At 57.2% G+C, this 20,556-nt stretch carries 17 protein-coding genes and 3 pseudogenes; 10 read left to right on the top strand and 10 right to left on the bottom strand.

Features of this window, described 5'->3' with window-relative positions:
• Window positions 1–119 precede the first annotated feature (119 nt).
• Both ACH2ED_RS12790 and ACH2ED_RS12785 read right to left on the bottom strand, forming a co-directional pair.
• Entirely contained in the window at window positions 120–659 is a 540-nt protein-coding gene (locus tag ACH2ED_RS12790; RefSeq protein WP_395091575.1) for a hypothetical protein, read from the bottom strand.
• Window positions 660–812: pseudogene (locus ACH2ED_RS12785) on the bottom strand (RNA polymerase sigma factor); the annotation flags it as partial.
• A 231-nt stretch (window positions 813–1,043) separates the two neighbouring features.
• Here ACH2ED_RS12785 and ACH2ED_RS12780 point away from each other — a divergent pair.
• Window positions 1,044–1,838 (top strand): sugar phosphate isomerase/epimerase family protein, encoded by a 795-nt coding sequence (locus tag ACH2ED_RS12780; protein ID WP_395091573.1) that lies wholly within the window; start codon window positions 1,044–1,046, stop codon window positions 1,836–1,838.
• Here the strand turns inward: ACH2ED_RS12780 and murC are convergent.
• The 4 genes from murC to ACH2ED_RS12760 form a co-directional block, all read right to left on the bottom strand.
• Complete coding sequence (gene murC / locus ACH2ED_RS12775; RefSeq protein ID WP_395091570.1) at window positions 1,824–3,233, bottom strand: UDP-N-acetylmuramate--L-alanine ligase; 1,410 nt, start codon at window positions 3,231–3,233, stop codon at window positions 1,824–1,826. The two genes, ACH2ED_RS12780 and murC, sit on opposite strands and share 15 nt — an antisense overlap.
• Before the next feature lie 81 nt (window positions 3,234–3,314).
• Window positions 3,315–4,355 carry a radical SAM protein gene (locus tag ACH2ED_RS12770; RefSeq protein WP_395091567.1) on the bottom strand — a complete coding sequence of 347 codons (1,041 nt, stop codon included), beginning with the start codon at window positions 4,353–4,355 and terminating at the stop codon, window positions 3,315–3,317.
• Complete coding sequence (locus ACH2ED_RS12765) at window positions 4,340–4,837, bottom strand: hypothetical protein (protein WP_395091565.1); 498 nt, start codon at window positions 4,835–4,837, stop codon at window positions 4,340–4,342. The genes ACH2ED_RS12770 and ACH2ED_RS12765 overlap by 16 nt, the downstream gene beginning before the upstream one ends.
• Window positions 4,837–6,642, bottom strand: coding sequence for a glycosyl hydrolase family 95 catalytic domain-containing protein (locus ACH2ED_RS12760; protein ID WP_395091564.1), 1,806 nt, complete (start codon window positions 6,640–6,642; stop codon window positions 4,837–4,839). The genes ACH2ED_RS12765 and ACH2ED_RS12760 overlap by 1 nt, the downstream gene beginning before the upstream one ends.
• 32 nt (window positions 6,643–6,674) lie before the next feature.
• Here ACH2ED_RS12760 and ACH2ED_RS12755 point away from each other — a divergent pair, with 32 nt between their 5' ends.
• From ACH2ED_RS12755 to ACH2ED_RS12730, 6 genes are read left to right on the top strand one after another with little or no spacing between them, the layout of a single operon-like run.
• Entirely contained in the window at window positions 6,675–7,409 is a 735-nt protein-coding gene (locus tag ACH2ED_RS12755; RefSeq protein ID WP_395091562.1) for a hypothetical protein, read from the top strand.
• 15 nt (window positions 7,410–7,424) lie between these two features.
• The gene (locus ACH2ED_RS12750; RefSeq protein ID WP_395091560.1) at window positions 7,425–8,147 is read left to right on the top strand and encodes a hypothetical protein; all 723 of its coding nucleotides are present in this window, start codon (window positions 7,425–7,427) and stop codon (window positions 8,145–8,147) included.
• A 6-nt stretch (window positions 8,148–8,153) separates the two neighbouring features.
• The gene (locus tag ACH2ED_RS12745) at window positions 8,154–9,398 is read left to right on the top strand and encodes a hypothetical protein (RefSeq protein ID WP_395091559.1); all 1,245 of its coding nucleotides are present in this window, start codon (window positions 8,154–8,156) and stop codon (window positions 9,396–9,398) included.
• Window positions 9,399–9,427: 29 nt separating this feature from the next.
• Window positions 9,428–9,700, top strand: a complete 273-nt coding sequence (locus ACH2ED_RS12740) for a hypothetical protein (RefSeq protein ID WP_395091558.1) — start codon at window positions 9,428–9,430, stop codon at window positions 9,698–9,700.
• A gap of 4 nt (window positions 9,701–9,704) precedes the next feature.
• A complete protein-coding gene (locus ACH2ED_RS12735) occupies window positions 9,705–10,019 on the top strand; it encodes a type II toxin-antitoxin system VapC family toxin (protein ID WP_395091556.1) in 315 nt (104 codons plus the stop codon).
• Window positions 10,020–10,022: 3 nt separating this feature from the next.
• The gene (locus tag ACH2ED_RS12730) at window positions 10,023–11,285 is read left to right on the top strand and encodes a UDP-glucosyltransferase (protein ID WP_395091555.1); all 1,263 of its coding nucleotides are present in this window, start codon (window positions 10,023–10,025) and stop codon (window positions 11,283–11,285) included.
• Between the two features lie 42 nt (window positions 11,286–11,327).
• On the opposite strand, the gene ACH2ED_RS12725 is transcribed toward ACH2ED_RS12730, so the two are convergent.
• From ACH2ED_RS12725 to ACH2ED_RS12715, 3 genes and pseudogenes are all read right to left on the bottom strand, one after another.
• On the bottom strand, window positions 11,328–12,146 hold the full coding sequence (locus ACH2ED_RS12725; protein ID WP_395091578.1) for a DNA gyrase C-terminal beta-propeller domain-containing protein: 819 nt from the start codon (window positions 12,144–12,146) through the stop codon (window positions 11,328–11,330).
• Window positions 12,147–12,176: 30 nt separating this feature from the next.
• Window positions 12,177–13,502, bottom strand: a pseudogene (locus ACH2ED_RS12720) (DNA gyrase subunit A); the annotation flags it as partial.
• A gap of 18 nt (window positions 13,503–13,520) precedes the next feature.
• A pseudogene (locus ACH2ED_RS12715) lies at window positions 13,521–15,395 on the bottom strand (DNA gyrase subunit A); the annotation flags it as partial.
• A gap of 204 nt (window positions 15,396–15,599) precedes the next feature.
• Between ACH2ED_RS12715 and ACH2ED_RS12710 the strand changes: the two are divergent.
• A complete protein-coding gene (locus ACH2ED_RS12710; RefSeq protein WP_395091553.1) occupies window positions 15,600–17,135 on the top strand; it encodes an alpha/beta hydrolase family protein in 1,536 nt (511 codons plus the stop codon).
• Window positions 17,136–17,151: 16 nt separating this feature from the next.
• Window positions 17,152–18,507 (top strand): PASTA domain-containing protein, encoded by a 1,356-nt coding sequence (locus tag ACH2ED_RS12705; protein WP_395091551.1) that lies wholly within the window; start codon window positions 17,152–17,154, stop codon window positions 18,505–18,507.
• 56 nt (window positions 18,508–18,563) lie between these two features.
• On the opposite strand, the gene ACH2ED_RS12700 is transcribed toward ACH2ED_RS12705, so the two are convergent.
• Window positions 18,564–19,358, bottom strand: coding sequence for a glutathione peroxidase (locus tag ACH2ED_RS12700; protein WP_395091549.1), 795 nt, complete (start codon window positions 19,356–19,358; stop codon window positions 18,564–18,566).
• Between the two features lie 342 nt (window positions 19,359–19,700).
• Between ACH2ED_RS12700 and ACH2ED_RS12695 the strand changes: the two genes are divergently transcribed.
• Window positions 19,701–20,432: a zinc-ribbon domain-containing protein gene (locus tag ACH2ED_RS12695; RefSeq protein WP_395091547.1), complete on the top strand. Its 732-nt coding sequence runs from the start codon at window positions 19,701–19,703 to the stop codon at window positions 20,430–20,432.
• The last annotated feature ends 124 nt before the right edge of the window (window positions 20,433–20,556 follow it).

The raw sequence follows: 20,556 nt of genomic DNA, 5'->3' as shown, positions 1-20,556 counted from the left end.
GAGTGTTTACGGCTCGGACGGAGCCTTTGGGAGCTAACGTAAGGGATTGCCCTATGCGTTTCCCAAGAAGCCTGATGCTTGGCATTGTTGTTTTTTGTGATTGTGTCCTAGACATAATTTCAGAAGCTCTCTGCTTTAGCGGAGGGAGTCGTCACAAAGTCCCAGAACTCGTGTGAGGTCGCCTTAATTTCTGCCTGCATAGCTCGTTGCCAGGCATTGGGATGAATCTTCGTTAGCGGAAAGTGGCAGATTCCGACCCGCAGACTTTCCGCTCGTTTTAGCAACGGGTAGACTTTCCAGCAGGCGGCGCACTCCAAATCCGTAAAGAGAATTGCTTCCCAGCGAGAGCCTGCTTTGAGAGGCGGTGTGGGATCAGGCTCACGCCAGTGCTTGATGGTCGCCGCCACCCGCAAAAATGTCGCGTTATCGAAGAGAGGCGATGCTTTCTGACTCTCTTCTTTCGAGGTGATCGCCGGTCGACGGCTTGCGACCAACCCAAGCCCCAGGCTGATTCCCACGCACACGGCCACGCCATAGCGCAGTGCAAGCGCTCCAGGATGCGGCTTCGCGCTTGGCGCGGCCTGGCTCAGACGGACACACATAGACTTCGAGAGCCGGGCATCCGCGTGCCAGCTTTTTGCTCTATCGTCAAGATTCATCTACAGTTCCTCCTCGGAGAGTAGGGTTCGCAGGCGCAGGATGGCCTCGTGGACGCGGCTCTGGACGGTTCCCTGCGGCACACCCACCACCTCGGCGGCTTCTCTGTGGGTGAGACCCTCCGCCTTCACTAAGATAAACGCCTCGCGCTGGGCCTGCGAGAGTCTGTGGCGAAGCGCTTCGTAGCCGCTTTCGCCAGCAGTTCACGGTAACAGCGTGCAGATCAGCGCATCTTGGGTAAGATCTTCCGCATCCGCATGACAGCCCCCGCACAACCGCAGGCTCAGTCGGAAAACTCTATCGCCATGATTGTCAAGCCAGCGCTCCCAGTTTTTATCCACGCCTATTAGTTCCCTTTTTTCGCCGTTTTGTTGGATAATAGAACCATGAAATTTTCAGTTTTTACCAAACCCTACAAAGACGAGATTCCCGCCCTGGGCAAGCGCGTTGCGGCGCTCGGGGTGGATGGCATCGAATTGCCCGTGCGACCGGGCTATCCGGTGACGATGGACAACGCCACCCTAGAACTTCCGAGGGCGGCGAAGCTTCTGCACGAGGAGTCCGGTATTTCCATAGAGAGCATTGCGCCCAATTTTGCCAGCGACGGTGCGGAGCTGACCCCCAAGCTCTTTGAGGCGTGCGGCAAGGCGGGGGTGCCGATTATTCGGGTCTGCCCCACGCCCCGAGCCAGTGAGAGCTACCCGGATGCCGAGAGGCGCTGGCAGAAGCTCTTTTTGGGAATGGTTCCCGCACTGGAGAGTAACAATGTGGCTATTGGCATCCAGAACCACTCCGGGCGCAATGTCCCGGTGCATGCGTTTGGTCTGCGCTCGCTGCTGGCGCCTCTTCCGCCCAAATCCATCGGTGCGGTCTGGGATGCGGCGCACAATGCTTTGGAAGGCGAGAGCGTGGGCTTTGCGCTGGAGCTGATCTACGGCCCCCACTTCAAGATGCTGAACCTCAAAAACGGCTACAAGAAGCGCGGCGACGACGGCAAGTGGCGCACGTTCTGGTCCAAGGGCGACGAGGGTTTGGCGGATTGGAAGGCTATTGCGGAGAACCTCAAGAAACGTGGGTTTAATGGCGTGGTTTGCCTGACGGCGGAGTACAGCGAGCCGGGCGGCCCCGAGAAGCACCTTGCCGCCGATATTGCCTACGCCAAGCGCTTATTTATGCCGTAGCCATTCCGCCACGCGTGGGATTGCGCCGTCGAAGCCGCCGCTGGTCTCAAAGAGAATCACGTCGGCAGTGGCGGAGATATCGGCTTCCAGCGCCGTTAGTAGCTCTTCGGCGGAGCTAATGGCTGCCACAGCAACTCCTGATGCCTCGACTCTTGCAGCGATCTCGGCTTGCGTGAGCTGGGTGTGGGTAGCAGCGCCATGCGCGGGGGGCTGGAACAGATAGACGCGCTCGACTCCCGCGAAGAGGGTGTCGTACCAATGGAGCGCATCGCGGTTGCGGAAGCTAAAGGTGTGGGGCTCGAAGCAAACCCGAACCCGCTTGCCCGGAAAGCTCTGTAGGATCGTCGTGATCCCCGCACGGCACTTGGCGTAGCTGGAGCCAAAGTCGTTGTAAAGCGGTGGCTCGATGCCGGGGTTGAGCCGCTCCAGCCGCCGCCGGACACCGGAGAACGCGGCGATACCGACGGCAAGCTCCTCAACGGTCACTAGCTTTTGCTCCAGAAGCAGCGCCGCCACACCGACGGTATTTTCCACACTGTGTTCCCCGAGCTGTCGGGTTGTCAGTTTGCAGATTGGATTGCCGTGGCTACAGAGCGTGAAGTGCGTGACGCCCCCCTCGCGGGAGATGTCCGAGGCGAACCAGTCCGCGTCCGTGTCGGTTCCGGAGTACCAGACCACGGGCGCACTCGCCTCTTTCATGACTCGAACCAAGTGCGCTCCGTTCCAGCAAGCGACGATCAGGCCATCCGGGGGGAGGCTCGCGACGAGCTGCTCAAACGGTGCGAGATAGTCCGTAAGTGTGGGAAAGACATTCACATGATCGTGCTCACCCGATGTCACCAGAAGCGCACTGGCTTTGTAGAACAAAAACTTGCTCCTGTCATCCCAGTTCGCAGCGGGGTACTCATCACCTTCTAGGACAAACACATTTCCTTTGCCACGGTGCCCATTGTCCGGAAAGTCTAGCGCCTCGGCCCCGATAAAATACGACGGGTCTTTTTTCGCATAGCGCAGCACATGAGCTGCCAAGGCCGTGCAGCTGGATTTGCCAAAGCTCCCTGCCACGACAAGCGACTTCCGTGCTCCTAGTAGTTCGGCAATCGCCTCAGGAAACGAGAGCACACGCTTGCCCGACTCCAGCGCCGCCGCCACTTCCTCATTCGTATCGGGCACTAGCTTGGCGTGCTTGCCAATCACGATCCAGTCTGCATCTTCGGGGATATTGGCCGCCTCGTAGCTCGTGGCGCAGGGAATCCCATAGCGCTGAATCACGAGAGAGATCGGCGGATAAAAGCCCTCGTCGGAGCCGGAGACACTCCAACCGGCGTCGAGGAGCAGCTTTGCGACCGCGCTCATCCCCGCGCCGCAGAGTCCAATAAAGTGTGCATGAGGCATGACCGAGATTTTACCCCAAGACGACTCCGCCCACACGAACGTGGGCGTCTGTGAGCCTTTGGCTGGGATGTCGCTCCGCGACTACGAACCAATGCCCCCATTCGTGTGGCGGATTAGTCCCTTCACTTTCAGATTCAGATCAAACTTCCCGCAGCGCTCACAACCAGGAAGAAAGTCGCTGGAGCGCAGGCGCGTGCGCAGGGCGTGCCACTCTTGCGAGCGCCAGAGATCGGTAAACGACGATTCGTTGAGATTGCCCAGTGTGAGCTCCGAGTTGGGGTTGCAGCAGAATCGCACGTTGGCATCACCGTCCACCCGAGCGTACCAGTGCCCGGCGAAGCACCCCACTTCGTCAATGGGAAAGCGATCCGGCGCAGTGCCAGAGAGTTCCGTATAGAACGCCTCCAAGTTCGCGGAGGCACCCAGGCTCTCTAAGTGAGCGCGCTCGGCAAAGAGCGCCGCACGCTGGGCTTCACTCAGCACAAGCGATACTGTCTCTTCGATGGCGCTCATGAGCTTAAACTGCACCGATGCGCCCAGTGTAGTGGCTAGTGTGAGTGCTTTGTCGAGCACATGACAGTTGACGGCGCAGACGACAAAGACTAATTTTAGCTGGGTTCCTGCCGCCACAACTTCCCGCAGAAGCGCGATCAGTGTGTGGAAATCTGTCTCACTTCGTCCGGGATGAAATGCGACATAGGTCTCGGGGTCGGCGCACGAGAAGTTCGCAAGAATCGTATTGAGTTTAAGTGCCAGAAATGCCTCGCGATCCCGCACCAGCGTTAGATTCGAAATCAGCGTCACCTTCAAGCCCGCTTGGCGAGCATCCGCAAAAACCTCTAAACACTCAGGATGCGCCAGCGGATCACCGCCGCCTGTGAAGATCACTCGCTCGGTGCCGAGTGCGGCCAGCTCGGAAAAAAGTGGCTGGAGCAGCTCCCGCCCGAGGCGCTTGCGTCGCCAGTCGGCCCTAGGCAGCTCTTTGCGTAGCGGTGAGTAGCTCCAGCAGGTCAGACAGCGCAGGTTGCAGGCGTTAGTCAGCACGACACTCACACTCTGCGGCCCGAGGGTGGGTAGCAAGTTGAGGCGCGTCTCGTTGAGGCGGTCTACTTCGCGACCCACTTGTCTCCGTCGAGCACAAAAGTCTGGGTGTAGTTCTGATCGTCGGCAGGCGCGACACGCCGCTCGATTGTGCCATCTTTCTTAAAGGCCCAGGTCTCGTCGAACTGCTTATTGTTGTTGGCATCAATCTTGGCGCGATTCCAAGTAATGTAGCCCTTGTCTTTATCGCAGCGCAGCTCAATTACCACGCCGCCGTTTTTAACGCGCCATTTAGGGCCTTTCGCATCGGATGTGCCTTTGCCGAGCGGCTCTTTCTGCATCCTCAGCACTTCCCGGTCCACGTCAGAGAGTGTGTTGCTTCCCCCTTCGCTTGCCGAAGGAGGAGGCGCTTGAGTGCCGACGGAGGGAGCGACAGGTGCTTCTCGTGGCAAGGGCACACTGGCCTTGTTTGCGTTGGACCGGATTACCAGGAGCGCAATCGGCGCGGCGATCAGTGCCAGACAGCCTACTCCGCGTAGCTTCACAAATGAGTCATAGTTCATTAACCTACCCCCCCCTGCCCCCGCCCCGCGGGGGTGATGGTTCTGCCCTGCGGCGTCACCGTGACCGTGTAGCGCTTGCCTTTGTAGCTCACGCCCTGAATCTCGAGCTTCGTCCAGCCCTTCGGCAGCGCAACAGGCGCTTTGCTCATCTTATCCCAGTGCGCGAAATCTAGCCCCCCGAAGCCGTAGAGAATGGCTTGCAAGACGCCGCCACAGCCCGTGGTGAAAACGCAACGATCCAGCGAGCGTTTCTCCGAAAAGAGCAGAAAGGGGCCGCGGACGAACGGACGGTAGCTGGCACGAAACTCCTCCTCGGCCTCCGCAGCGCGGCCTAGGCGGGCGGCGATGAGCGCGTGCACGGAGTCGGTCATGGCGGGACCATTTTTGATCGGGCGCGTCTTATGGAAGTCAAATGTCTTGGCATCCGCGCCCGGGTACTGTGCGGGCCAGAGAAGCAGCTCACCATCGGCTTGCTTCGTTCCAGGCTTGCCGTCGTCACCGTCGCAGCGTAGGATTACACCATCGGCATTTTTCGGCATCGTGAGGGATTTGGCGACAGTGGCCCAGAGCGGATTGGTCGGCTTTCCGAGCGTCTGGGCGGCTTCCGTCGCCGCGTTCAGGCAGTTGATCGCCATCGCATTCGTGTAGGCGTTGTTCGTCACCTTCATGTGCAGCTCATCCGGCCCGGTGAGCGGCCCCAGATCGTAGCCGCCTTTTGCGTTCTTCTTGACCTTGCTGGCAAAATACTCGGCAATCCCCGAGAGCAGCGGCCAGCCGCGCGACTCCAGCCAAGCTTTATCCCCCGTCGCGAGCCAGTACTGCCACGCCGCCCAGCCGACTCCCGCCGTCACGTGTCGCCCCTCGGAGAAGCCCCCCGGCGCGGTCTCGTTGCCGCTACTGGCCGACTCCCAGGGAAAATCAATTCCCTTGCAGCCCTGCTTTGACGCTTGCGCTTTTGCCTGTGCCAGATGGCGGAATCTATACTCCAGCATCGTCTTTGCCAGATCGGGGTGCTGCGCGAGAAGTGCTGGAAACATCCATACTTCGGCGTCCCAGAAGATATGGCCTTTATAGAAATCGCCGGAGAGCGCCTCAGGCGCGACCGAGAAGCTCCCATTTGGCTGAACGGACTGGATCAGATCGAACATCAGCTTATGCACCAGCTGCTGCGCCTCGGGGTCGCCCTCGATCACAATATCGCGCCCCGCCCAGCGCTTCGCCCACACCGTTTTATGGGCCTCAAGCGCCTCAGCAAAACTTACCTCTAACCCTGCCCCTCGCACGGAGACATTAATCGTTCCATCTTGGCTAGTTGCACTGACAGCTAATGCATTTAACCCATGATCTGTTGGTTTTGTTGCTGAGACAAAATTGGTCAGCGTAGTCTCATCGTTTTTTGTCGTCAGCACACCTGTTCTCAAATCGAGGGATTGCTCGTAGATCGCTGATGTCCCCTCTTTTAGGCTGGGCCCGCGTTGCCAAAGCTCTTTCTTTGAAACACGTAGCACTTCGTTCTCAGCGTAATCACCAGCAACGAAAGCAAGGCCATCTTTTCCTGCATCACCCTTTGCTCCAATAGTTACTCCTAGCAATCCATTACTCAAATAAATCCCATGATTGCCTCGGTTGGCGCTCGGGTCGGTGGTCTTGAGAATCCACGGGTCGAGGTCTTTGAAGGCTCCGGTGTCGGCGGGAACGGCTTTGGTGATGAGCGTGGTCGGAGGCGCTGTGTCCTCTGATTTGGGGCATCCCGTAAGAAACAGTACCGAGAGCGGCACAAGAGCCAGAAAATAGCGTCGTGTCATACCCCCCTATTTTACCGCTATACTGGGAACAGATGAGGAGTCAAAAACGCGCTTCACAAGATGAGCTTCTGGTGACGCTCGCCTACCAGCTCCGGGGGCGTGACCTGCGGCTGGCGGAGACGACTCTGGCACTGTGCCTTCCCGAGGTAGCTCTTGCGGCACTGGCGGCCATTCAGGAGAAAGAACGCCATACGCAGCGGCTTCGGCGTAGCCTGGGGCGGCTCTTTACGTATATCGCGGGCGGTGCCTATATTGTCTGGGTTCTCTCGCAGCTCGGGCAGATGGGGTGGCCAATATTCTTGCTGGTCGGTTTAGTGCTTCGTCTGGTGCTCGGGATTGTTATCTCAGACAGTACGGCTCCAACCCTCCGTAGCCAGAGTGTCCGATTTGTGGCAGCGGCGAGTATTCTCCGGGCGAGTCGTAGCAGCTTAGGGCCGGTTCTTGTTTTGGCGGAAGCGGGGCTACGTGGCGCGGGCCCCGAGCGCAATGCCTATCGGAAGTTTCTGGAGGTGGCGCTGGTTCGTGCACCCGTGAGCGAGATCGTGGCCCTTACCGGCTCCCAGCAGCGTGCCCTGCGCACCGTAACCCGCGATGCCATCACGTGCGCCCAGACCGACGACCGTTACACGCGCCTGGCCAGTGCGGGCCTTCTCGCGCTGGGCACTCTCCACGACCCTGGCCTCGCCGAGCTGGCAACCACGCTACGCACATCGCACCGCCAGGAAACGATTCGTGCGGCGACCACGGAGTACTTGAGCCAGCTCTAGCGGTACACTGAGAGTATGTTGCAGGCCCAGAAATCTCGCTCCGAAGAGGAGCGTGCAAAACGCTTCCGCGAGGTCCTGGATAAGCAAACCGTCCTAGACGCCGAACGGGAGCTAGCACGCTTCGAGCCACAGACCGTTCTGCCACTGATCACCCGTATTCTCCAGAAGGAAAAACAAGTCCAGAGTCAGCGTCTGTGGATAGTGGGTACTCTTTTGGTAATCGTCCTGATAGCGTACGGACTACGATCTGTGCTAACAAGACATCTTTCCGGATTCTTTCCATTCTATATCTTTTTCTTCGGCTGGAGTGAGAAAAAGAAAAAAGGCCAGTTCAAGCACACGGAGAAGCTCGCCCAGCTTCTTCCGCCCTACATCAAACAAGCGGGTCGCAGCGAGCTAGGCACACTGCTGGAGCTGGCGGGGCTTGTGTGGAAATCCCCCCCTCTCAACTCCCTGCTGCGCGACCGTCTGGCCATGATTCTGCCCTGGACACCCACCGATGAGCTGCTGCTCCTCACGGAAGCGGAGCGCAGCAGTCTGCGACTCGTCACCGCAAGCGCTATCGAGGAGTTTCGAGACAATGCTTTCTACGAACCTCTTGCCATCGCCGGTTTGCTCGCACTGGGAACTCTGGGGGATCAGGGCGTTCTAAAACATGCCCAGGGCCTCACGCTCCGGCAGACTCAAGGCCGGGTTGGGGCGGCGGCGGAGGAGTATTTGACCCAGATCGCGAAATGAGGGGTTATGTACGGTGTAGATGATTTTGTTCGGGCAGCCGATGTCGAGCTGCAACAGTACGATGCCCATGCCAGCCGCTTCGACGCATTGTCCAAAAGCAACGCCGAGAAGCAAGAGAGCCTGCGCCAGCGCCTCGCTGATGCCCAGGCACAGCTCGCCGATGCCAGCTTGCCGGGCAGTCCCAGCGCCGTTAGTGTCCAGCAGCTCGCTGACCAGCTCGGGGCTCCGGCGCTTTTGTGGGGCTTCAACGAGGTGCAGGAACGAGGTAAGAAAGTGGCGGAGCGCCTCAGGGAGCTTACGGCCAACCCTCAGTTTGCCGAGCGCGAGATTCGCTCGCTCCGCCTGGAGACCGAGCTGCGCGAGGTCGAGCCGCTCTTCAACGAGGCGAAACAAGAGCTGACCAAACTGACACAGCAGCCGGGGGTGACCGAGCTGCTCCAGCGCCAGTGGGGCACGCCAAGCTACCCACACCGGGGTATTTTTCGCTTCTTAAAGAGCGAATTTCTACGGGACTGGAAGAACGCCGACCGAGCGGTGGCAGCGCTCAAGGCTAGTAGCTTCGCCGAGATTGCTCAGCGCGTCGCGGACCGGCAGGAGCAAAACACCGTGCTTGGTGAGCGCGTCGGGCGGCTCAAGAACGAGCAAAAAGCCATTGACACCTTGATCTGGGAGCACGAGAAACTCACGGCGCAAGAGGCGGATCTGCCGCGCCAGACCCGTGCCCGACTGGGAGAAGACCTCGCCGCGTACGCCGCCGTCCGTGGCACCGATAAGCTCCCCGACCCGGAGGCCGCCAAGCGTGCCGCTCTGGCTATTGATGGTGTCGCCCATCAGGTCAAGTACCTCGAAGAGACGCACAACAAGATCGAGGAAGACCTCACAGGGCTTTTAGAGCGCTCCGGGAAGCTGCGCGAGGAGAAGCTACGCTACGACACGGATCGGTATAGGTATCGCAATAAGAACTTCTCGCAAGACCAGTGGGACAAGCGCTTCGGACGGGCGGGGCGCTACCAGAAGTCCGGGGATCGCTACGAGCGGGTCACCGAGGTCGTCTATGTCTACGACGATTACTACAGACCGTCGCTGATGCAAGAGTTTCTCTGGTGGGACATCATCACGGATGGCAGAATTGACGGCAACTTCATCCCCGAGGTCGCCCAGTACCATGATATGAATCCGAACTACGCCTACGAGCGCCCGGGTTACGACGGCGCAGCATCCGATAGTTCCTGGAACCGCGACGACTCATGAAACGATAGAATAAGTCAGGAGAAATCGCCATGCAAGTACCTGTACTCGTCGAGCAAATCAGCACACACATTTTTCGTGCTAAAGCCTGGGACATTATGGCAGAAGGCCAGAGCGCTGAGGATGCCGTCACGGCACTTCGCCAGTTGCTTCGTGGTGGCAAGTACGTTGCGATGCTTGATCTTCCTACCAGTAATCCGTTCCTAGCAATAGCAGGAGACCTCAAAGACGATCCCCTCTTTGAGGATTGGGTAACCGCGATGAAAACCTACCGAGAAGAAAAAGAAGCAGATCCAAGCTACTGATCCCATGCCACGATTTATTCTCGATACCGATACCCTGACCCTTTTACGTCAAGGCAACGAGGCTATCATTCAGAAGCTCCAAGCAATGGACATCAGCGAGGCCGTTCGTTTCGTAGGGCGCTTACCCATTCTCGGATTTTCTCAAGAAGCGATCCTCCGCTACCGCAGCCTACTCAGCCAAAAGCTTAATGTTGGGAAAATGGATCTGCGTATTGCAGCCATCGCTTTAGAACATAAAGCAATCGTCATTACGCGAAATACACGTGATTTCGAGCGCATACCCAACCTCACTATCGCAGACTGGGCACCTACAGAGTAGCCCATGCGCCGACCACAGGCTCCGTTGCGGGTTCTTTGCTACGCCGTCAATGGTCTCGGGTTGGGGCATCTGACACGTACCATTGCGATTGGTCGGCAGATTCGGCGGCTGTGCTGGGCGCTGGGTGAGCCGCTGGAGCTGGTGATTCTGACATCAAGCGAGGGAGACGGGCTGGCACTCGTCCACGACTTTCCGGCCTTTAAGATTCCCTCAAAAAATATTGTGAGCGGCGGCGGGTTCTCGGCGCACCGCTACCGGAAGCTGGGCAAACAGTGGGTATGGAACGCAATCAATCTCTTCGCGCCCGATCTTCTCGTCGTGGACACGTTTCCGGCGGGGAGCTTTCATGAGCTCTACGACGTGCTGGATCTAGGCAGTAAGAATGTCTTTGTCTGCCGCGCCGTGCGGCCCGATGTCGCAAACCAGCCGACGTTCCAGAGTGCACTGCGCGGCTACGACAAGATTATCCTGCCCGAGGAAGACGGGGTCAATGACACGCCACTACCCGAGCAAGCGCAAGAGAGAGCCGTGGGGGTGCCGCCGATCCTGCTGCGCTCCGTCGAGGAGACCTATGCGCGTACCGAGGCACGGGAGCGGCTAGGGATTCCGTCAGCGGCGAAAGCACTCTATGCCTCCACAGGCGGCGGCGGCGATAAAGATGCCGAGGCGCTCTTTGAGCAGCTTGTTGCGGCGGCACGCGCCCTGCCGGAGATTCACTTCACGCTTGGGGCCGGAATGCTCTACCGAGGGCGCGAGTTTCCGGCTCCCAATGTCTCCTGGACGCGGCGCCCGGTGCTGAGCGAGTGCTTCCGCGCTTTTGATGGCGCGATCACGGCAGGTGGCTTCAACTCCGTGTGGGAGCTGCTGCACAGTGGTGTCCCGTGCCTGTTTCTACCCCTGGCCCGTGGCTGGGACGATCAAGAGGCGCGGGTGGAGCGGTGCGTCGCGGCGGGTGCCGGGGTGCGGCTCACCGACTTGAGCGCGGAGGCGATTGCGACGGGCATCCAGAATCTCCCCCGAACGATCCCACGCCTCGCACCGCGCAACGGAGCGCTCGCCGCCGCCGAAGAGGTTCTCTCTCTGGTGTTTGACCGCAAGCACCTCGAAGACGCAGCGCTCCTCTGTGATCCAAGCATGCTCTTTGCCGCCGCTCAGAAAGGCATGACCGAAGAAACGCTCCTCAAAGCCGCCGCCAAGCGCTGGAAACACACAGAAGACCACTCTCCTGACTCCGCAGAAGCACTACTGCAGGAGCTGCTCGCCTAACTAAACACAGACGCCGGTTTCAACCGGCGTCTGTGTTTTCTCTTAATCCTCCGGCTTTTTGCTGGCGTCGAAGTACTCCACCGTCTTGACAGCGTCGCCTTCGCGTAGCTCGATCAGCTTGACGCCTTGTGTGGAGCGGCTCTGGGTGGTCTTGATCTCGCTGACTTTCACGCGGATTCCGGTACCGTTTTCCGTGACAATCATCAGGCGCAGGTTTTCCTGGCCCTCACGAGGCACGACGCACGCGGCTTTCAGATGCCCGGTTCGCACCGTGATGTCCATGGTCTTGAGCCCCTTGCCCCCACGGCCCTGCGTTTTGTAGGCCGCCATCGAGGTTCGTTTACCCAGACCGTTCGCGCCCACCACCAGCAAATCGGAGTCGTCGGAGGCGATATCGAGGCCCACGACGTGGTCATCTTCGCCATCCAGCACGATCCCACGCACCCCACCCGACGCGCGGCCACTCGCACGCACATCGGATTCTTTAAAACGAATCGCCATGCCCTTGATCGTCGTCAGCACGATGTTCTGGTCGCCATCGGTGAGCTTCACCCAGTTGAGCTGATCGCCCTCGTTCATGTCAAACGTGACCAGACCATTGGCACGCAGGTTCGCGAACTCCGCAATACGTGTGCGCTTGATCTCACCGCGCACCGTGCCCATGAAGAAGTACCCCTCGGCGTTCTTCAGGTTACGGATCGGCACGGTCGCCGTAACATGCTCATCGGGCAGTATTTGGATAAGGTTGATGATATTGGTGCCCATCGCCGTCCGGCTTGCCTCAGGCACCTCAAAGGCTTTGAGGCGATAGACCCGGCCTCGGTCCGTGAAGAAGAGAATATAGTCGTGTGTCGAGGCCATGAACAAGTGCTCGAAACCGTCTTCGTCTTTGGTCTTGCCCGCGATCCGGCCCTTGCCGCCCCGCCCCTGTGTCGGGAACGTGTCCATCTTCAAGCGACGGATATACCCGTCACGGGTGATCGTGATGAGCATCTCCTCATCGGCGATGAGATCTTCGAGATTGATCTCCTCGGCCTCGGTCCGCTCCATGCGGGTGCGGCGAGCATCGCCGAACTTGTCGCGCAGGTACTCCAGATCTTTTTGGATGTGCGCGTCCACCCGGCGCGGGTCCGCCAGAATGTCTTCGAGACGTGCGATCTCTTTAAGAATCTCACGGTACTCGCTCTCGATCTTGTCCTGCTCCAGCCCGGTCAGGCTCCGCAGTTGCATGCTGAGGATTGCTTCGGTCTGGATGCCCGTAAAGCCAAAGCGCTCGATGAGCCGCCCCCGCGCCGCCTCGGTGTTGCGTGACTGACGGATGATAGCAATCACTTCATCGAGGTTCTGCACCGCGATCTGGTAGCCCTCTAAAATATGGGCACGAGCCTTGGCACGAGCCAGCTCAAACTTAGTGCGGCGCGTGATAACCACTCTTCGATGGTCTATATATTCTTGGAGAATCGCTTTCAATCCAATGAGCTTGGGCTGAAGAATGACTCGGGATTTATCCTTATTTTCCTTTTGATCCGTCAGATCAATGGTCTGCGCGATCAGCGTAATCAAGTTGACACCGAAGTTCATGCGCATGGGGGTGTGCTTGAGCAGGTAGTTGAGAACTTTCTGCGGTAGCACATCGCGGCGCAGCTCGATCACCACACGAATACCAGTCTTGTCGGTATAGTCGTTGACATTGGTGATGCCCTCGACTTTTTTCTCACGCGCCAGCAGCCCAATCTGCTCGATCAGCTTGCTCTTGATTACCTGGTACGGTAGTTCGGTGATAATAATCGCGCTCTTGCCGTTGTCCATCTGCTCAAAATGAACCTTGGCCTGCATGGTCACCGAGCCGCGCCCGGTCTCGTAGGCGGCGCGAATTCCTTTTTGCCCTAAGATCAAGCCCGATGTCGGGAAGTCAGGGCCAGGAATAAAGGCCATCAGCTCTTCGGTGGTGGCCGCCGGGTGACGCAAGAGATGGATCAGCCCTCCACAGACTTCCGTGAGGTTATGCGGCGGCATGTTGGTGGCCATTCCCACCGCAATCCCTGTTGCACCGTTACAGATTAAGTTCGGGAACTTGCCCGGCAGCACCGACGGCTCCCGGCGCTCGTTATCGAAAGTTGGATTAAAATCAACGGTGTCTTTTTCAATATCCTCCAGCAGTTCCATTGCTAAAGGTGTCATTCTCGCTTCAGTATAACGGTAAGCAGCCGGTGGATCGTCATCAATTGAGTTATGTACAAAAACACCGCCACTCAGCAAGAAATTATGGTGAATATCTACCGTAATATCGTAGACATCCGCCGTCTCTTCAAGCCATTCTACGGAAACGATACGGTGATTGTAGTTTGTGGAAGCTGCCACAAGCTCTTCAAACGTTCCAAAATAACTCTGCGCTTTTGCCCAGCGTGGAATATTATTGTTCGGGCGATTTGTTTCATAGATCTCAGGAGTGAGCGTCTCCGCACCGAACTTTGCGATGAGCGCCGAGCCGTAGCGTCGTATTCGCTGTCGCACTACATTTTGCTTATAGCTCGGATCTTGCCAGCACTGTTTGAGGCTATCAACGGCTTTCACATTGAGCTGTTGCATGTAGTCAGGATTTTCCGCTAGCCGTACTGCTGCACCTCGCTGTACCCCTTCACGATGCGCCTGCTGGAAGTTTTCGTCCTGCCACTGCTTGTTGATTTTCTCACGGTGCGCAATGCGTGTACGGGGATCGGCCCAGAGCTTCTGCGCCATTTTTTGGTGGTGATCTGTCGCAAACTTGGCCCGATAGCCCTCGTCCTGCCAGAGCGCTTTCGCCTGCTCGCTCAGCCGTGCACGTAGATCTGGCGACTGCATGGCCGCCGTAATGGCCGCCACGATTTCTTCGCGCTTGGCATCGTCCTGCCACATTGCGCGGCTCTTCTGTCCAACAATTCGCGAGACTTCCGCACGCTGCTCCGGGGTCAACGGACGTTTCTCAATGCCCTGAAGCGCTGCACTCATCTTCACTCGATAGTCTGGGTCGGCCCACAGGAGCCGCATGCGCTCGGCAATAGCGACGCATGCTTCGGTGTCCTGTGCGTAGTGCTCCTTGAGCCGCGCCCCTACTTTTTTTCCATTCTCCGCCCGAAACTCAGCACTCTGGTTCTGTGTCACCATCCGTTGGCGGCGTTCTTCACGTACTTCCGGGTTTTCATCGTAGAAGCGCTGGACCCCCTCACGCTGTGCCGTGCGGAACGCTTCGTCCTGCCAGAGCTCGGCCAGATGGAGTGCATGGAGATGAAGGTGCTCCACAAAGCCAAGCCGCTCAATGTTCTCAGGGCGATTATCGAATCGGTTGAAATTTTTATGGTGGCGCACAAAAGCCCCCAATACCGGACCAACACGACCCATTTTTTCATTAAAGGCATCCGCAATGCGGTGTACAAACTCCCACTGCCCTGTCTGTGGCTGCTGGACGCGCAAGTAGTTGTTGAGCCCCGCTTTCACAGGAGCTGTATCGAAGTAACCTGGCATGAGGCTATCTTCGGGAGTCAGGAATTGTGCCTCTTTATAGACACCACTGCGCAGTAAGAAGCGGTGATCGGGTGTGCAGCGAACCTCTTCACCATTATCCAGAGTAACTTGAATAAGAGCCGCACCGCGACGGGTAATACGCGAGTTGCGACCTTCCCCAACCACAATTTGACCTTCACCATCTACAGAGTAAACCGAGAATACTTCCTCTTTCGGAAGCAGCGCCAGCTCGGCAAAACTCTTCTCGGTACCATCCAGTAATCTGATCTTCGTATCACCGGTAAAACAGCCGAAGTTGCCCTGTCCATCCACTAAGGGGTATCTTAAGGAGAAATCTTGCGCCATTCTGACCATTGTCATATAAATAGCCTGATCACCGTGCGGGTGGAAGTTACCGATAGTCTCTCCGACGATCTTAGCGGACTTTAAATGGCGGTTTGTGGGGGCGAGCCCCAGCTCACGCATGGCATAGAGAATACGCCGCTGCACCGGCTTGAGGCCATCACGGACATCGGGGAGGGCGCGCGAGACAATCGTGGACATTGCGTAGCCCATGTAGCTGGTACGCATCTCTTCACTGATCTCGATCTTGGGGCCATCGTAGACCATGACACTGATCCCGGGCACTACCAGAGTGTCCTGTGTCTCAGGCATGTCAGGCGTCTCGTCGGCGTCAGACATAGCTTCAGCGGGGGTTGTTAGTTCATCGGGCATAGAAAATCCTCAAACAAAAAACTACCGGGATACTCCGTTACGGTACCGGAGAGCGGAAATCATCCCTGTATTTTACCACGAAATGGGCTAGAATGGATCATGTTACCTCTACTTCCCTCGCTTATCGCCACGGTACGGGTTCCTCAGGCTCCCGTGCAAGTCCCCTCCTGGGAGAGCCTCCAGCGCAGCTTCGCCTACGATGCCACCAAGCCGCTCGATGCAAAGGAGACCCGGGCGGGGGATCGGCTAAAACTTACCTTCACCAACCTGCGGGGTGAGACGGTTCACGGGATTCTAGCCCGCCCCGATGGCCCCGGCCCGTTTCCATGTGTGGCGCTGCTCCACGGTCTGGGTGGCAATAAAGAGCAGCTTTTTAATATCATGGCCCCGGAGCTGCTCAAGCAGGGCTTCGCGGTTTTTGCCCTGGACGCCGCACTGCACGGCGAGCGCAAAGAAGACGGCAAGAGTCCACAGGCCGCCTTTCTGAAAGTTGTCCCGGACACGGTGAAAGACTGGCGGCAAGCGCTGGACTGGCTCACAAAGCGCCCGGAGATCAATAAAGAGCGCATTGGGTTGTTAGGGTACTCCATGGGCGCGTTCCAGGGAAGCATTCTGATGGGAGTCGAGCCGCGCTTCCAGGCCGCCACTCTCTGCGTAGGCGGCGACCCGTTTGTCAAGTTCCCTGGCGCCTCGCTGGCGTCCCCGAGCAACTTTATCGGCTATGCCACCCCGCGCCCGGTCTACTTTGCCAATGGAACCAAAGACACCACTGTCACGCCCACCGCCTCAAAAACACTTTTGGATGCCGCCAGGGCCCCGAAAATTATCAACTGGATCGAGTCCGGCCATATCCTCCCGCCCGCTGATGTCCGAAAAGGCCTAGACTGGCTCACCCTGCGGCTCAAGCTCCCGGCCAGTGCTGATAGATACGCCACCCCCGAAGCCGCGCTACTCGCATTCTCGCCCGTGGAAGACACCGAGGCGCGGGTGGAGAAAGTAAGCTTCACCAATGCTGCCAAAGAACGTGTCAATGGGCTCTACGTACGCCCCAAAGACGGTGCGGGGCCGTTTCCTCTGGTGCTGGTGCTTCACGGAAAGGGGCATAGTAAAGAGCGCATGCTCAATACCATGAAGCGCGAGTTTGCCCAACGAGGAGTCGCCGCAATAGCACTCGACGCCGCTGGCCACGGCGAGCGCAAGCCGATCACTGACACCGAGAGCATCTTCACCACGACGATCCGAGACTACCGCCAGCTTCTCCCCAACTTACTGGAGCGCCCGGAGATTAACTCCGAGAAAATCGGGCTGATCGGGTTCTCGATGGGCGCGATGATGGGCACCATTCTCACCGCCATTGACGAGCGCATTCGCGTCGCGCTCCCGTGCGTTGGTGGTGAGCTCGAAAGCCTGCCCGAAGCCTGCCGCCCCGCCGCCTTCGCGCCGTATCTGGCCGATCGCCCCCTGGCTTTTATCAATGGACACAACGACCCGACAGTCCCTGAAGCTGCCGCCCAAAAGCTCCACGCCGCCACAGGCACAAGCCCGAAAATCTTCTGGTACGCCGAAGCGGACCACACGATTCCCAAGCCCACTTTGCGTCTGGGAACTGACTGGCTGCTAGAAAAACTGAAATGAGGCAGGGAGCACTAAAATGAGACAGCGAGCGACGGTGCCCGATCTGCGGGGCAAGACGCAAGCCGAGGCGTTGGCACTCCTGAGGCGCAGTCAGCTCAAGCTAGGAGAAGTAGGCGAGGGCAGTAGCACCCTCCCCAAGGGCCTTGTCTGCGAGCAGATCCCCGCTGCGGGCGTCAAAGTGCCTTTCAACGCGCCCATTGATCTGAGGCTTAGTCGTGGCCCCAGCGACGATCCGGGGCTGCTTAAGAACGCAAAAGAGGGCGCACGCTATGCCCCCGCCAAGCGCGGAAAGAGCGTCATTCGTGTCCCGCGCCAAGTCGAGAACCCACCCACGGATTTTCTAAAAGGCGGCAAGGGCGTCACTCTTGTTGCAGAGGGCCTGGAGAACCCGCGCTGGCTAAGTGTGGCCCCAAACGGCGATATCTTCGTGGTGGAATCCCGGCTTGAAGTCAAGAAAACGAAGCAGCCCAACCGCGTGATTGTCCTGCGCGACACCAACGGCGATGGCAAAACGGATCAGCAAAGCCTCTATGCCGACAACCTCTATCTGCCCTTTGGAATCGCGTTTCATCGAGACTTTCTCTACGTCGCGAACACCGGCAGTGTCGTGCGCTGGCCCTATAAACCCGGTGACTTAGTAGCGAGACAGCCCGCCGAGACAGTGATCTCGGACATTCCGGAGACAGGAATGCGCCAGCACTGGACACGCAATCTCGCTTTCTCTCCCGATGGCAAGTGGCTCTATGTTACGATTGGCAGCAAAGAGAACGCCGACATCGAAGAGGCCCCCCGGGCCTCGATTGTCCGCTACGCCCTAGACGAAACGGGAAAGCCCATCGGTAAACTCGCCCTCTTCGCGTCGGGCCTGCGCAACCCGATCGGCATGGCGTTTCATCCAAAGACACAAGCGCTCTGGGCCGTGGTCAGCGAGCGCGACTATCTGGGCGACGACCTCGTCCCCGACTTTCTCACCAAGATTAAGCAAGGCGGCTTCTACGGCTGGCCCTACTACTACCTCGGCCCGCACCACGATCCGCGCCTCCCCGAGCGCCCCGACTTGAAGGCTAAAACCCTCGTCCCTGATGTGCTCTTCCCCGCCCACTCCGCCCCCCTCGGGCTGGTTTTCGATAAAGACGGCAATGCTTATGTCGCGCTCCACGGCTCGCAGAACCGCAGTCAGTTTGTCGGGTATAAGATCGCCAAGATTCCCGCCGGATCGAAAAAGCCTCAGGACTTCGTCACGGGCTGGCTTGTTAGTCCCCAAGGCAACGCCGTCAATGGCCGCCCCGCCGGGCTCGCATGGGACAAAGACGGCTCCCTTCTCATCGCCGACGACTGGGCGGGCCGCATCTGGCGCGTTAAGTTGAAATAGAAAAACCGCCCGTTGCAGGATCACAACGGACGGCTTGGACTCAGAGTAAAGTACGCTTACTTTTCCGCGAGCGCTTTCTCAATCTGCGCGACAACGGCGGGGGTCAGCGGGTCCGTACCCGCCTTCACACGGCCAACGACCTCACCGTTGCGGCCAATGATGAACTTGGCGAAGTTCCACTCGATAGGGCCGCCAAACTTGGGATCGGTGGCCTTGTCGGTCAGGAACTTGTAGAACGGTGCCATGCCCTCGCCCTTGACCGTGATCTTGGAGAACATGGGGAAGGCGACCTTGTAGGTCAGCTCGCAGAACTCCTTGATCTCCTTGTCGGTGCCGGGCTCCTGGGCGTTAAAGTCGTTGGCAGGGAAGCCCAACACAACAAGGCCCTTGTCTTTGTACTTCTCGTAGAGCGCCTCAAGGCTCTTGTACTGGGGCGTGTTGCCACACTTGGAGGCCACATTCACCACGAGAACCACGCTGCCCTCATAGCGGGAGAGCTTCACGGGGTTCCCTAGAATGTCCTTGACAATGAAGTTTAGCGCGGGTGCAATCTTCGCATTGGGGTAGACAGTGTTGGTCGGAGCGGCAGCGGAGCCCACCGCGTCGGGCTTGACACCCGCCAGCTTAGCCTCAGCAACATTATCGAAACTGGCAAAGGAAAGGTTATTCAGCTTGTAGTAGATGCCACGGAAGTTGCGGGGATTCTTGCCCGTGGCAAGGTGGCAGTAGTTGCATTTCTGGTTTTCTTTTTTCGCGTACTCCGGCTTGGCAGATGCGCTCGTGCCCGTCGCCAGAAAAGCGGTGGCGGCTGCCAGAGTCAGCGCGGCACGCATGAGGAGTTGTTTCAGCATTTCGTTTTTCGGTTCCTTGTTTGAGGAGAGTATGAGGGCAAGCCCCAGATAAGTATAGCATGCAGAGCCTCTTTCATGGATCGGCCTGATGGCCGAACGGTTTGAGTAATTGATCAGCAAAAAGGGCAAGAACTCCCATCCTAATGTGCTGGTGAATCTTGGCGTGACCCTCTCGGATTTGTTTCCAGTAAAGGGTGAGCAAGCAGACTTCGGCGATGTAGTCTAAATCGCCTCGATGTTGGACTTCACCCGGTATAATCCTGTGGTTGACGTTCTGTTCGCTTTGGGTTTTCACATCTCCTTATCGGTACGGAACGCCAGCTAACCTGAAAGGGCCGATTCGTGAAAGAGGCTCAGATATTTATTAAGGATTCCAAAATGGAAAATCAAAGCTCAGCATCTCGATTGTGCCCAACATGCCAATCACTTAGACCACCTGAGGAATTAGTATGCGCGATTTGCAGAACACGGAAACCATCCCAAAACTCAGACACGGCACCAATTGCAAGTATTAATTGTCGTAGTTGTGGTGCCATACAAAAATCATCTTCGCATAAATTCTGCTCACAATGTGGCGACAAATTAGATCAAGAAATATCAAAAATAGTTTTTTGTACGTCTTGTGGAAACAAAATAGAATCAATAGATACATTTTGTAGCAATTGCGGACAGAAACGAACAATAAAAACGATTGAAGAAATGTCACATACCGAAACAAAAACAAAGCAAGTAATCCCAGTTGTAAAAACTGACAAAATATTAAAAAGCGATGAATTCCGCCTAATGAATAGCATATTAGGAGAAAAAGGCAAATTATCACTTTATGTAAATCGCCTTGTCTGGGATGGAAAATCTAATATTATCAAAATACCTATGGATAGGATAACCAATGTCGCAGTTATCAATACGTCTTTGGTAATATCTGCACAAGATTATAAATTTAATTTCAGTAAAATCAACCTATTGGAGGTCTATACAATATTTACAAATCCATTATTGGCAGCAGTATCTCAGAATCAAGGAGATTTAGAATCTTGGAGATCAATAATTGACAAAATAAGAATGAATATGTAATATTTTTATATATTTATAGTCGGAAATGGTAACTGCTCAGGTCTTGCCTGAGTGCCTATCTTACAGTATACTCCCAGCCAAGAATGAACCGAGAGGAATTTGACAGACTTACCCGAGAAGATCC

The organism is Armatimonas sp. (assembly GCF_043757465.1).
In the GTDB taxonomy this organism is placed as follows: domain Bacteria; phylum Armatimonadota; class Armatimonadia; order Armatimonadales; family Armatimonadaceae; genus Armatimonas.
The sequence above is the reverse complement of the archived record's forward strand: the minus strand, read 5'-3'. Positions and strand labels throughout refer to the sequence as shown.

Coding starts and splice junctions, on each gene's coding strand:
- ACH2ED_RS12790 (WP_395091575.1), bottom strand. CDS start 659: ATGAATCTTGACGATAGAGCAAAAAGCTGGCACGCGGATGCCCGGCTC.
- ACH2ED_RS12780 (WP_395091573.1), top strand. CDS start 1,044: ATGAAATTTTCAGTTTTTACCAAACCCTACAAAGACGAGATTCCCGCC.
- murC (WP_395091570.1), bottom strand. CDS start 3,233: ATGCCTCATGCACACTTTATTGGACTCTGCGGCGCGGGGATGAGCGCG.
- ACH2ED_RS12765 (WP_395091565.1), bottom strand. CDS start 4,837: ATGAACTATGACTCATTTGTGAAGCTACGCGGAGTAGGCTGTCTGGCA.
- ACH2ED_RS12760 (WP_395091564.1), bottom strand. CDS start 6,642: ATGACACGACGCTATTTTCTGGCTCTTGTGCCGCTCTCGGTACTGTTT.
- ACH2ED_RS12755 (WP_395091562.1), top strand. CDS start 6,675: ATGAGGAGTCAAAAACGCGCTTCACAAGATGAGCTTCTGGTGACGCTC.
- ACH2ED_RS12750 (WP_395091560.1), top strand. CDS start 7,425: ATGTTGCAGGCCCAGAAATCTCGCTCCGAAGAGGAGCGTGCAAAACGC.
- ACH2ED_RS12745 (WP_395091559.1), top strand. CDS start 8,154: ATGTACGGTGTAGATGATTTTGTTCGGGCAGCCGATGTCGAGCTGCAA.
- ACH2ED_RS12740 (WP_395091558.1), top strand. CDS start 9,428: ATGCAAGTACCTGTACTCGTCGAGCAAATCAGCACACACATTTTTCGT.
- ACH2ED_RS12735 (WP_395091556.1), top strand. CDS start 9,705: ATGCCACGATTTATTCTCGATACCGATACCCTGACCCTTTTACGTCAA.
- ACH2ED_RS12730 (WP_395091555.1), top strand. CDS start 10,023: ATGCGCCGACCACAGGCTCCGTTGCGGGTTCTTTGCTACGCCGTCAAT.
- ACH2ED_RS12725 (WP_395091578.1), bottom strand. CDS start 12,146: ATGGCCTCGACACACGACTATATTCTCTTCTTCACGGACCGAGGCCGG.
- ACH2ED_RS12710 (WP_395091553.1), top strand. CDS start 15,600: ATGTTACCTCTACTTCCCTCGCTTATCGCCACGGTACGGGTTCCTCAG.
- ACH2ED_RS12705 (WP_395091551.1), top strand. CDS start 17,152: ATGAGACAGCGAGCGACGGTGCCCGATCTGCGGGGCAAGACGCAAGCC.
- ACH2ED_RS12700 (WP_395091549.1), bottom strand. CDS start 19,358: ATGCTGAAACAACTCCTCATGCGTGCCGCGCTGACTCTGGCAGCCGCC.